The 12,416-nt window shown below is 40.9% G+C and carries 10 protein-coding genes; 3 read left to right on the forward strand and 7 right to left on the reverse strand.

All coding sequences use genetic code 11. The features are described from left to right. Positions 1–97: 97 nt before the first annotated feature. Positions 98–664 carry a CotD family spore coat protein gene (locus LC036_RS05380; RefSeq protein WP_226579230.1) on the reverse strand — a complete coding sequence of 189 codons (567 nt, stop codon included), beginning with the start codon at positions 662–664 and terminating at the stop codon, positions 98–100. Between the two features lie 354 nt (positions 665–1,018). Continuing rightward, the gene (locus LC036_RS05385) at positions 1,019–1,426 is read right to left on the reverse strand and encodes a cytidine deaminase (RefSeq protein WP_226579232.1); all 408 of its coding nucleotides are present in this window, start codon (positions 1,424–1,426) and stop codon (positions 1,019–1,021) included. A gap of 645 nt (positions 1,427–2,071) precedes the next feature. On the opposite strand from LC036_RS05385, the gene LC036_RS05390 reads away from it, so the two are divergent. Continuing rightward, complete coding sequence (locus tag LC036_RS05390) at positions 2,072–5,161, forward strand: efflux RND transporter permease subunit (RefSeq protein WP_226579236.1); 3,090 nt, start codon at positions 2,072–2,074, stop codon at positions 5,159–5,161. A 28-nt stretch (positions 5,162–5,189) separates the two neighbouring features. On the opposite strand, the gene LC036_RS05395 is transcribed toward LC036_RS05390, so the two are convergent. Both LC036_RS05395 and LC036_RS05400 read right to left on the reverse strand, forming a co-directional pair. Beyond that, positions 5,190–5,546 (reverse strand): YppE family protein, encoded by a 357-nt coding sequence (locus tag LC036_RS05395; protein WP_226579239.1) that lies wholly within the window; start codon positions 5,544–5,546, stop codon positions 5,190–5,192. A 58-nt stretch (positions 5,547–5,604) separates the two neighbouring features. Next, entirely contained in the window at positions 5,605–5,871 is a 267-nt protein-coding gene (locus LC036_RS05400; protein ID WP_226579242.1) for a hypothetical protein, read from the reverse strand. A 482-nt stretch (positions 5,872–6,353) separates the two neighbouring features. Between LC036_RS05400 and recU the strand changes: the two genes are divergently transcribed. Together recU and LC036_RS05410 are read left to right on the forward strand one after the other, a co-directional pair. After that, the gene (gene recU / locus LC036_RS05405) at positions 6,354–6,944 is read left to right on the forward strand and encodes a Holliday junction resolvase RecU (protein ID WP_226579245.1); all 591 of its coding nucleotides are present in this window, start codon (positions 6,354–6,356) and stop codon (positions 6,942–6,944) included. A 17-nt stretch (positions 6,945–6,961) separates the two neighbouring features. Continuing rightward, positions 6,962–9,622, forward strand: coding sequence for a PBP1A family penicillin-binding protein (locus tag LC036_RS05410; protein ID WP_226579247.1), 2,661 nt, complete (start codon positions 6,962–6,964; stop codon positions 9,620–9,622). 38 nt (positions 9,623–9,660) lie between these two features. On the opposite strand, the gene nth is transcribed toward LC036_RS05410, so the two are convergent. The 3 genes from nth to asnS all read right to left on the reverse strand — a co-directional run bounded on the left by nth (position 9,661) and on the right by asnS (position 12,410). Continuing rightward, positions 9,661–10,317, reverse strand: coding sequence for an endonuclease III (nth, locus tag LC036_RS05415; RefSeq protein ID WP_226579249.1), 657 nt, complete (start codon positions 10,315–10,317; stop codon positions 9,661–9,663). A 9-nt stretch (positions 10,318–10,326) separates the two neighbouring features. Then, positions 10,327–11,022 (reverse strand): DnaD domain-containing protein, encoded by a 696-nt coding sequence (locus LC036_RS05420; protein ID WP_226579251.1) that lies wholly within the window; start codon positions 11,020–11,022, stop codon positions 10,327–10,329. A gap of 95 nt (positions 11,023–11,117) precedes the next feature. Next, positions 11,118–12,410, reverse strand: coding sequence for an asparagine--tRNA ligase (gene asnS / locus LC036_RS05425; RefSeq protein WP_226579253.1), 1,293 nt, complete (start codon positions 12,408–12,410; stop codon positions 11,118–11,120). Positions 12,411–12,416 lie beyond the last annotated feature (6 nt).

A 12,416-nucleotide genomic window follows, 5' to 3' on the forward strand; every position in this document is an offset into this window, starting at 1 on the left:
AACCTAAACTTCCTATATTCTATAGTTTTTTCTTAAAAAATGAAAATAAGCCACTTTTTACAGCAGCTTATTTCAATAATATTCATAAAGTAGTTTCTTACCCTTGGCCCATCATTGGCATCTGGCCCTGACCCATCATCGGCATCTGGCCCTGACCCATCATCGGCATCTGACCCTGACCCATCATCGGCATCTGGCCCTGACCCATCATTGGCATCTGGCCCTGACCCATCATTGGCATCTGGCCCTGACCCATCATTGGCATCTGGCCCTGACCCATAGACATTCCTTCCGTTTCTTCCATATCCTCTTCGTCCATCATCGACATTTGTCCCTGCCCCATTGGCATTTGTCCCATGTCCTGCGGGTTCATATAATCCATCCAATTATAGTCTGGCGAAGACCCTTGAGGGTACGCAAAATCCTGGGTTTGAAAGTTATTTTGTTCGGATACCATATATGGGAAGTAATGGTTATTATTCAACAAATTGTTATTACGGACAAGTACGTGCGTTGGGTGGATATAGTCTTGATTTTCGCAAAAGTAGTTATCTACTACACAATGCTGTACGGGACATACGATGGGACGACGACGATTGCCTGCTGGAGACATCGGTGACATTGGTCCACAACCGCAAGAGTCCTGCATTGAATGATGATGCATAATGCTTTCACTCCTTGTTTTTTATTCCTTATCAGCGTATGTCATGAAACCAATGAACGTACTGGGCGAAATCATCATATCCTACAGGTTCTTATTATTTATCCTTAATAAAATGGCTCTGATAAAGTTTAGTGTTGTTTTTTAGACAAGCTTTAAGGAACTCCTTCCGTCGTAGGGTTGTATGAGGAGGCTTGGGAAGGACGGAAAGGACCATAAACGGATTAAGGTCACTATTCCAGATAATGGATATTAATAAAAAATGTTCTAAAATAAACACTCGACTTTAACAGAGCCAATAAAAAAGACAAAAATAAAAAAAGAGGAGAAGCTTCTCCTCTTTTAATCCGCTCTTTCCTATTTTTGTTCCTCTGGAAGATCTGACGAAGCAAAAGAAAAAGGAAGAATTTCATCCATTGAAAAAGTCTTTGTTTCGCCATCGAGGTTGGTTGTATAAATGGTCACATTTGAATCGAAAAATTCACTCATCACCTGGCGGCAGGAGCCACAAGGTGGAACAGGTCTTTTTGTATCAGCAACAACAGCTAATTCTTTGAATTTTTGATGTCCTTCAGATATCGCTTTAAATATAGCTACCCGCTCCGCACAGCATGTAACAGGATAAGCAGCATTTTCAATATTACAACCTGTGTACAAGGTTCCATCTTCGGTTAAAAGGGCGGCACCCACCTGGAACTTTGAATAAGGGGTGTAGGCTTTGGTTCGAATCTCTTTTGCATGGTTGATTAATTCGTTCTGGTTCATCGTAATCCCTCCCTCGTTTTGGGAACGCAATTATATATGATTCCCGCCAAAAAGTAAAGCGATTACATATTTAGAAGGGTTTCTAAAGATTTATTCTTAGATTACCGGCTTCTTTTATAGGTTTATAGTAATTCCATATATGCTCATTTATGCGGACCAAGTTACGAAATGTTTGCAGAGTGGAATGGAATGCCAGAAAAAAACTGTACTACAGGTACCGGAGCACGATTAAACTATGCTATGAGAAAGGCTGCGGTTCTTTTGTATTATCCACTTACTGAACTCAATCACTCATAATCCTCGAAATCAAGTCTTCGATATAACTGTTTAATAATAGAATGACTTTTTAACATCAACACCGTCCTTTAAAAGAGCAAATTTTTAATGAGGATAAATATGTAAGTTAGAGTGATTACATTGATAGTTCAGTTAAATGGAATCAAGATCAAGCCTTCATTTAATAAAGCTGCACCAGCTGTAACAGGCGGATCGTTTTTTATATCCTTTATTGTTTATCTATATATCTTTGAAAAGCATCTTCAAAAATAAATAATTTGAACACATTCAGCAGGCAGATAATTGACACTTGTGTCAGAAAAAAGTTTATACTTAATTAGCAGCAATTTTATATATGGAGGAGATAACATGAAGACATTGCTTCAATACAAGAAGATTGTCTGGGTTTTTATCATTTTACTTATTTTCACAGGGATTTTCACATACTTACAGCTACCCAAAAGAGAAATTCCAGAGATTGATGTAAATGTGGCGTCTGTTTCGACAGCCTATCCAGGTGCAACCCCGCAAGAAGTAGAACGGACCATTATTAACCCTTTGGAAGATGAACTATTAAATATTCAGGGAATTGATGAAATCACTTCTGCATCGACAACAAACTTTGGTTCCGTAACAGCAACTCTTCAAGGGGGCGTGGATACGAATACGGTAAATGCGAAAATTCGGCAAGCCGTCTCGGACGTAGCAAGAGGATTTCCGGATGAGGTCCAGGATCCAACCGTTAATACAGATATGACTATGTCCGCAGTTGCCTCCTATCACCTATTAGCTGACGAAACTGAGAGTCTTTACAGTCTTCGTGACCAGCTAAACAATTGGGAAGAACAGTTGACGAATATCAACGGGGTTGAATCTATTTTAATTAAGGGTATGCCTGAACAGCAGGTTGAAGTCAGCTTGAATAATGAAGAACTTAAGGAAAACCAACTGTCCGCCTTCTCGGTCATCCAGACCATTCGTGAAGAAATTGGTCCTGCTGCCATTGGTAGTGAGAAAGTTGATGGAGAAATAAATCAGTTGATTTTCAATAAATACTCAGATATCGAGAGCATGAATGATCTTTCAGTAGGACTTAACCCTGAAGGAAACCCTGTTTCTCTCTCAGAGATTGGCACAATTGAAATAAACAATCAGGCCGTACAGGATTTAATAGCCTATGAAGGGAAATCGGCACTGTCTATTACCGTCCTGGCTGAGGATGGTGTGAACATTTCGGCTTTACAGGAACAAATTACAGAAAAAGTAGAGGCTCTGGGGGACAATCTGCCCGCAGACATATCGGTGGATCGTTTCTATACACAGAGCACAGTGATTGATGAAGTGTTTTCTAATTTGGTCACTTCTTTTTCCATCTCTCTCATCGCTGTCATTATCATTATGATTCTCGGACTACCGTTATCGTCTGCTATTCTGGTGGCCCTGGCGATTCCAATATCCATTATTATAGGGTTGATTCCGCTTCCTTATGTGGGAGTAGATTTAAATCAGATATCCATTATTGGCATGATCATAGCGATTGGTATTCTTGTAGATGATGCTATTGTAGTGAATGATAACATCCAGCGACGGTTCCAGCTTGGCGACGGTCCACTTGAAGGAACAGTTAAGGGAGTGAAGGAAGTTGGTAAATCAATTGTTACATCGACGCTGATGATTATTTTCAGTTTTCTCCCTTTGACATTTTTATCGGGGACAAACGGAGCTTTCATCCGAGCTCTTCCATCTGTACTTATTTTTACAGTCGTTGCTTCTACCATTATCGCATTGACACTTATCCCAACAGTGCAGTATGCAAGGAAACGACGTCAGAAACAAAAATCAAAAGCTAAATCCGGCCTGCTCGGTAAAGTATTCAATGGGATGGAAAAGGGATATGCAGATTATATTTTACCCCGGACAACTAAAAAGCCTTGGATTACAGCTCTTTCTGGTCTATTGATTTGTGTATTACTCTCTTTACTTGCTGTTCGTATTCCCTTTGAGTTCTTTCCTGCTGCCGATCGTCCTGAAGTGACGATATCAGTAGAAAACCCCCAAGGAACAACTTTAGAAGATACACAATCACAACTAAAAGAGATGGTTGACTATCTCGAAAGTTCGGATGAACACATTCGGGAATCAGCGACATTTGCAGGTACAGGACTTCCTGGTCTGTTTAGTTCAGGCTTACAGCGAACAGGAGAAAATACCGGGCAGGTCCTTATCCGTGTCGACCGCGACCATACAAGTGCAAGTGATTTCATTCAAGAATGGGAAGAACCGCTGCGGGAAGAATTTCCTAATGCTGAAATCTTCCTAGAGACGATTGTATCTGGTCCCCCCCCTTCCCCACCCGTACAAGTGCAGATTCAAGGACCGGAAATCGAAGCATTAATGGATACAGCTCTTCAAGCTGAACAACAGCTGGCTGATATAGAAGAAGCTGAATTAGCTACAACAAATGCTGAGAAAGACCAACCGTTCGTATTGTTTAATCCTGATCGATCTTTGCTGGCTGAAAACAATATTTCTATAGAAACGGTGACATCTCAGATTCAGCTGGCAAATACGGGGATTCCATTAGGGACATTCGATAATGGCGTAAACCGTCTACCGATGAAAGTCATCGTGGATGATGGGGTCGAAGAAGGGGTCGCGTTAAATGAACTAAGTGTCATAAACAACACTCCTGGTAATGAAAATCAACCACCACAAATGATTTCTCTTGATGAAGTTATATCAGAAGAAACAACGGAGCGTATAGGCGTCATCCCGCATTTAAACGGCGATCGGACGATTACTGTTGAAGCCTACCCTGAGGAAGGGAAAGAGGAAGCCTTTACGAAGGAAGCCAACAAGAGGGTTGATGAAATTAAAGAGAATCTGCCGGAGGGGTATTCTCTTGTAGAGAGCGGACAAAATGATGCCCAAACCGAATTCTTTATTGAAGTTTCTAAACTCTTTGTGATCGTGTTGTTCCTTATTTATCTCACCATTGCTATCCAGTTTAATTCATTATTGATGCCGCTTCTTATTACTGGGACTGTTTTCTTAGCGATAACTGGAGCAATCATCGGATTGTTTGTTTCAGGTCAGCCGCTTAGTTTCCTTGCTGTTCTAGGAATAGTCTCACTATCGGGAATTGTAGTTCGAAACTCTGTTATATTAGTTGAATTTATCGAACAGAACCTAACTCATTATGGTTCTACCGTAGAAGCGGTCATTGAAGCAGGAAGAGCAAGAATGAGACCAATTATCTTAACTTCTCTTACATCGATCGCAGCTTTGTCACCAATCATTTACACAGGTGATGTTTTATTTAAACCACTGGCAGTTTCGATTGTCGCAGGTTTATTGTTCTCAACAATCCTTACTCTTCTCCTCGTTCCGTCGTTTTATTTAATTATCGCTAAATTAACAAGAAAAGAGAAAAAACAAAACCCAATAACTGAACAATAAAAAAAGCTCCCTGAAAAGGGAGCTTTTTTTATTGTTGTTCAAGGTCACTTAAGATCATATCCAGTACATAATGAGAGGACTGATACAATTCTTTAAACCGTTTACGAGGGACATCAAGATAGTAGCTGTGAAGAATAATCATCTCCATGTTTTCGTGTGTTGATTTCACCTGATTTGGGTGGACACGAGCTTTTCTATTCTTCACAAAGGCTTCTGCTTCTTCCATCCAGGCATTATTCAACTCAAACATAGGAGCTGTTTCATTCTTTACCTGTGAGAAAAATTCATGGCTTTTTTTATCAACTGGACCTTCTGTATTTAAAAAGCGAATGTGCTGCTGATCAATGAGCTGTTTCATCTCTTCTGTATGCTGCTTTAAAGACATAGTTCCCACACCTTTCTCTCTATACTGTATCATGTGGGAATTAATACCTTCAATATAATTAACCGACAGATCTCCGTTTAGCCTGCTGGGCAACTTTACCTAAATATTCATTACGGCGCTCGCGCTTCATTTTTTTCAATTCATCTCTCATTAAGAAAACTTCATCTTTTAGTTCATCCACTTCTTTTCTGTGAGAGATCGTCATTGTAAACACAATTTCATCAGCCTTTAAGGAAAGCCGGCGTTCAAGTAGAGAGAATTTCTTTTGCAGTTGTGCCAGCTGTTCCTCAAATTCTTCAGGTGTGACGACGCTGTTTTTCATCATTCCCATCTCCCCCTTTATATGGTATATAAATAATTCTTCTCTTCGTGCATAACTCCTTTACGAATGACAAGACTAGAAGTAAAGCAACAAAACAAGTCAATGTATACCTTAAACTTCGACATAAAGGAGCATGCGATATGGCTAAAAAGAAAGAAAAGAAAAAGAAAAAACCAGAACCAGCCAAGACAGATAATCCCAAATTAGCTGGTGAAAACCGCCCGGCTACCTAAGTGTTTGAAAGCTGTTGCTATTGTTTATAGCAGCAGCTTTTTTTATCCTCATAAAAAAAGCTTTTCCTCCGAAGAGCTATGAACGACTGATTTATATACTCAATCCCTGCTTTCAATAGGATATTTGTCGAAATTTTAAAAAGATGAAACTTTCCGGTTGTTCATACGTCTATTAGAATTGAACCATTTATATATATCCTTAGACATGAAATTTTGTTATGATACTCTCATGGCTATAGGGAGGGAACGCGATTGAATTACCCTAATGGGAAGCGGAGATTCACCCAGAATCCAACGCCCCAGAAAAAGACGAAACCGGATTTTAGTAACCGTGGAATGTCATTAGAAGAAGATATTAATCTTACAAATGAATATTATCTTGAGGCAGGAATTGCTGTAGTCCATAAAAAGCCTACGCCGGTTCAAATTGTAAACGTTGATTATCCTAAGCGTAGCGCTGCAGTCATCAAAGAAGCTTACTTTAAACAGGCGTCTACTACAGACTTTAATGGAGTTTACCGTGGTAAATACATTGATTTTGAAGCTAAAGAAACGAAGAATAAAACATCGTTTCCTCTCAGTAATGTCCACCAGCACCAGGTCGATCATATGAAGGCAGTAGTATCACATGGAGGAATTAGTTTTCTTATTGTAAAATTTTCTCCATTAGAGGAGGTCTATCTCCTCCCTTCTCCTATGCTTTTTACTTACTGGGATGATCAATGGAATGGAGGCAGAAAGTCAATTCCTTATTCTTATATAATGGAAAAGGGCACTCGCATTCCCTTTCATTATCAGGCAAGAATTGATTATGCCAAAACTCTTGATAAGCTTTATTTCTGAAATGGAGGAAAGGTAAAATGGCCAACGATAGCCAGTCACGTACAGCAAGAAGAAAGCAGATGCAATCTAGCAAGAAAAAAAGCACATCAAAATTCAAGAAAATTTTCATGACACTCTTAACCATCGGAATTGTCCTGATGCTGGGTGTCGGTGCCTTATTCGCTTATTATATGGCTTCGGCTCCAGAGTTAGATGAATCGAAATTATCAGATCCTTTTTCATCGAAAGTATTAGACGAAGACGGAGAATTAGTGGCGGACCTTGCTGGTGATGAACGAAGGACTAAAATCACTTACGATGATATCCCTCCTGTTCTCGAAGATGCCGTTCTGGCAACAGAAGACGTCCGTTTTTATAATCATATTGGAATTGATTTCCGCCGGATTGGCGGCGCAGTTCTTGCCAACATTACCGGCGGTTTTGGTGCAGAGGGAGCAAGTACCATTACTCAGCAGGTAGTTAAAGAATCTTTCTTAAGTACAGATAAAACCATTAAGCGGAAAGTGCAGGAACAATATTTAGCCATTAAGCTGGACCAGGAATATACGAAAAAAGAAATTTTGGAAATGTATTTAAATAAAATTTATTATGGAGCGGGTGCTTACGGCGTAGCTGAAGCAGCTGAAACTTACTTTGGTAAGAAAGACCTCAGTGAATTGACTTTACCAGAGGCAGCTCTACTTGCTGGTCTTCCCCAGCGTCCAAGTGGTTACATGCCGTTTGAAAATCCAGACTTGGCGAAAGACCGGATGAACACCGTTCTCAGCCTGATGGTTCAGCATGGAAAAATCACTGAAGAAGAAGCCAATGAAGCGCGAAACGTAAAAATAGAAGATATGTTAATTGAAAGGCAGCCAGAAAAAGCAACTCCCTATCAGGCGTTTATTGATCAAGTAGCTAAAGAAGTAGAGGAAAAAATGGATGGTGCTGACATCTATCGCGATGGATTAACCATTCACACTACTCTAGATACTGACGCTCAGGAGTATGTCCAGCAGTTACTAAGCAATGAAGGACCTATTCCATGGCCGGACAATGAATTAGAAACCGGGTTAGCTGTAACAGACACTCAAACAGGTGCAGTGAAAGCAATCGGTGGTGGGCGCAATTATCAGAAAGAAGGATTTAACTTTGCGACTGACATCAACCGTCAACCAGGCTCAACTTTTAAACCAATTACAGCCTACGGACCCGCAATCCAGTACAACAAAATTTCTACTTATCACCAAATCAATGATGAGGAGACAAACTTTGGAGACTGGAGTCCAAGTAACTTTGATAACAAATTTAGAGGCATGGTCTCGGCGCGCTATGCTCTCTCTCGTTCCTTAAATATTCCAGCAATTAAAACGTTGGAAGATGTTGGCGTTGACAAAGCCCAGAAGTTTGCTGAAGGCCTTGGTATCGAATTTGACGATAAAGGCTTAATTCTAAATGACGCCATTGGAGGCGGGAGTACCGGAGTGAACCCACTGCAGCTTGCAGGAGCTTATGCTGCATTTGGAAACGAAGGTGTGTATATTGAACCCTATACTGTAGAAAAAGTAGAGGTTCCCGGTGAAGGTACGGTTGACCTTAAACCTGAACCGCATTCTGCTATGAATAGTTATACAGCGTTTATGATTTCAAATATGCTGCAAACCACGATGAGCGAAGGATCAGGTCGTGCAGCAAATATTCCCGGTTTACCAGAAGCTGGTAAAACCGGCACCACAAACTTTGAAAATGTGGCACCTGACTCCTGGTTCAGTGGATATACAACGAACTTTACAATATCTATCTGGACTGGATATGGAGAAGATAATAAAAGAGGGTTATCAGACAGCGCGAAAGACATTCCAAAGCAAATATTTAAACCGCTGATGACACGTATCTCACAAGGAGTCGATACATCAGACTTCAAAAAACCCGATTCCGTTGTTTGGGTAGATGTGGAGGAAGGATCGAATCCTGCGCGCCTTCCAAGTGAGTTTACACCTTCCAGCCGGATTGTTACAGAATTGTTCCATGTTGACAATCAGCCTTCAAAAGTATCACAGGTCTATCAAAAACTCAATCCTGTGCAGTCACTTTCCGGCACGTTTAACCAGGACACTTCAAGTATTGATTTGAAATGGAAATATGGAAACACTGACGGAATTACATTCCGCATTGCGGCTTCAATCAATGGAAGTGAAAGCAGGCAGTTAACAACCACCAAAGATACAAATATTGAAATTACTAACGTGGACCCTGCTGCTAGTTATAATTTCTCTGTTGTAGCGATTAGTGATAATGGAGACGCTGAAAACAGTGATCCAGCAAGCGTTCAGGTTCAAACTCCAGGCGCACTAGAAGAACAGCCGGAGGAGGACGCTGAAAATGAAGGAGAAGATCAAGGAGAGCAAGGTTCTGAAGATCAAAATGGTGAAGAAGACAATAGTGACAACAATGGAAACAATGATGAAAATAATGCCGAAAACAATAATGGTAACGGAAATGAAAATAATAACAACGGTGGCAACGGAAACAGTGGAGAAGGAAACGGTGACACCCAGGAAGAAGAAAATCCGGAAGGAAATAATACCGGCGAAAGCGATGGAAGTACGGAGGGGAATAGTGAACCCAGCACTGATGGCTCTGAAGAACAGCCTCCTTCCGACGATTCAGGAGAAGAACAAGACGACAGCGCAGCCTAAATAAAAAGAACGCCCATACAAATGTATGGGCGTTCTTTTTATTTCAATTCTTTCTTTTTCATTCGCTTCTGCCCTTCTCGGCACAACGATAATAAAGGACATTCTTCACAGTTTGGGCGCTGAGCTTTACAGTGGTAGCGGCCAAAAAAGATCATGCGATGATGAGTAACACTCCACTCTTCTACAGGTACTTTACGCATCAGCGTTTTTTCGACTTCCAATACAGAATCCTTCCACCGGCAGATGCCGAGACGTTTGGATACCCGTTCGACATGAGTATCCACGGCAATAGCCGGTTCACCAAAAGCCACGGATGCAACAACATTCGCTGTCTTTCTTCCAACACCGGCAAGATTCTCCAGCTCCTTTTTGGTTGAAGGAACATTCCCGTCATGTTTCTCTATTAACGTTTGGGATAGTTTTTGAATATTTTTCGCTTTATTTCTAAATAACCCAATTCTTCTGATGTCCTGTTGAAGTTCTTCCAGAGGGACATTCACATAATCTTCAGGTGTTTTATACTTTTCAAAAAGCTGCGGCGTTACTTTGTTCACTAAGGCATCTGTTGCCTGAGCAGATAGTACAACAGCTACTAACAACTCAAAAGGGTTGCTGTGATTCAGCTCACAGTCAGCTTCTGGAAACATTTCTTCAAGTCGATCTAAACAATAACGAATCTGCGTTTTATTCAGCATGATAACAGTTTATGAATCCTCCTCAAGCCAGTTATAATATAAGGAAATATCTCGTTTTTTCCTTTCCTGCTTTGGACTTTTGGAACCTTGCTGTCCTTGTCGGAACTGCTTCCCTTGTTCCCTCGCCTGCTCAACCGTCTGGACACCTTTACGTTTCCATTCCCCAAGAATACGGTCAATATATTTAAAGTTTAATTTACTCATCAAAACGGCTTCTCGTAAAGCAGCTTTAATAAGAGCAGGCGTCTGCTCATCTTCATCGAGCCAAATATTAATGGTTTCAATTTCAAACGGTGATAAAGGACGACCAAACTCCTGTTCAAATAATGGAAAAATATTCTCATCGTATTTTGTATCAGTTGTTGTTCTCACCGGGGTCACGGCAAAAAGTTTTTCCCATAGCGGCTCCAGTGAATAACTTTCATTCAATACCTGGTTTTCATTATGATTCTGCTCAATGGTCATTAAGCGCTTCTGTATCAGACTTCTTAATACCCGGGAGCATTCCTGCGATGAAATTGATAAATGATTGGCAAGTTCTTCTGGAGTAGGAAATCCGTTCCCTTCTGAGCGAAAACGATGAATTTGCAGCAACATTACAAGTTCTGTTTCATTAATCTTTAATTGTTGATAGTTTGTCAACAGTTGTTTTGGAACGACCATTTGGTTATCCAGGATGTCTTGAAAGCTTTGATACTTAGCCAAATTAATCCCTCCATTCTGCTTGAATGATTAATGAATGAAAAACACCGATACGCCAAAGGCGATACATCGGTGTTTTTCATCTTCATGATTCTTCATCATGGATAAAGTCGGTTTAATAAACGTGGGAATGGAATGGTTTCGCGAACGTGTTCCACCCCAGAGATCCAAGCGACTGTACGCTCCAGACCTAATCCGAAACCGGAATGTGGGACGCTTCCGTATTCACGCAGTTGTAAATACCATTTATATGCATCACCAGTAAGATCATGCTCTTCATAGCGCTTCTGCATCAATTCTAAATCATCGATCCGTTGGGATCCTCCAATAATTTCGCCATATCCTTCAGGTGCTATCAAGTCTGCACAAAGAACAACTTCCGGACGCTCCGGGTCAGGCTTCATGTAAAACGCCTTAATATCTGCTGGATAGTTTGTGATAAAGACCGGTTTGTCATAACTTTCAGCAATCGCTGTTTCATGAGGAGCACCAAAGTCTTCGCCCCATTCGATATCATCAAACCCTTTATCTTTCAACAACTGAATAGCATCATCGTAGCTGATGCGTGGGAATGGAGCCTGGATTTTCTCCAGTTTCTCTGTATCGCGGCCAAGCGCGTCCAGTTCAATCTTACAATTCTTCAATACAGACTGAACCACATGAGAAACGTACTGCTCTTGAACCTCTAAACTATCGGCATGATCCATAAATGCCATCTCAGGCTCAATCATCCAGAATTCAATGAGGTGACGGCGCGTTTTAGACTTTTCGGCACGGAATGTCGGACCAAAACTAAACACGCGTCCAAAAGCCATAGCTGCTGCTTCCATGTAAAGCTGGCCACTTTGAGATAAGTAGGCATCTTCATCAAAATATTTCGTATGGAAAAGCTCGGTTGTTCCTTCAGCAGAAGAACCTGTCAAAATTGGCGGATCAATTTTAACATAGCCATTTTCATTAAAGAACTCATACGTTGCACGAATGATTTCATTACGTACTTTCATAACTGCGTGCTGACGCTTAGAACGAAGCCATAAATGACGGTGATCCATCAAAAACTCCGGACCGTGTTCTTTTGGTGTAATTGGATAATCGACGGCTTCGTGAATGACCTCGAAATCCTTTACCTGCATTTCATAGCCAAGCGGAGACCTTGTATCTTCTACAATTACTCCTGTTACAAATAGAGATGTTTCCTGTGTTAAGGCCTTAGCATCCTGGAATTTATCTTCCCCAATTTCGGCTTTAACCACAATTCCCTGCATGAACCCTGTTCCGTCACGAAGCTGAAGAAATGCAATTTTACCACTTGAACGCTTATTGCTTATCCAAGCTCCAATCGTCACTTCTTCTCCTACGTATTTAGCTGCTTCTTTAATCGTTGTTTTCAAAGTAAT

This window comes from Halobacillus litoralis, assembly GCF_020524025.1.
In the GTDB taxonomy this organism is placed as follows: Bacteria; Bacillota; Bacilli; order Bacillales; family Halobacillaceae; genus Halobacillus; species Halobacillus litoralis_D.

What these genes read in the sequence shown, in the direction of transcription:
- LC036_RS05400 (WP_226579242.1), bottom strand. Translation starts at nt 5,871, where the DNA reads ATGATGAAAAACAGCGTCGTCACACCTGAAGAATTTGAGGAACAGCTG.
- LC036_RS05385 (WP_226579232.1), bottom strand. Translation starts at nt 1,426, where the DNA reads ATGAACCAGAACGAATTAATCAACCATGCAAAAGAGATTCGAACCAAA.
- LC036_RS05395 (WP_226579239.1), bottom strand. Translation starts at nt 5,546, where the DNA reads ATGTCTTTAAAGCAGCATACAGAAGAGATGAAACAGCTCATTGATCAG.
- LC036_RS05410 (WP_226579247.1), top strand. Translation starts at nt 6,962, where the DNA reads ATGGCCAACGATAGCCAGTCACGTACAGCAAGAAGAAAGCAGATGCAA.
- LC036_RS05390 (WP_226579236.1), top strand. Translation starts at nt 2,072, where the DNA reads ATGAAGACATTGCTTCAATACAAGAAGATTGTCTGGGTTTTTATCATT.
- LC036_RS05380 (WP_226579230.1), bottom strand. Translation starts at nt 664, where the DNA reads ATGCATCATCATTCAATGCAGGACTCTTGCGGTTGTGGACCAATGTCA.
- nth (WP_226579249.1), bottom strand. Translation starts at nt 10,317, where the DNA reads ATGCTGAATAAAACGCAGATTCGTTATTGTTTAGATCGACTTGAAGAA.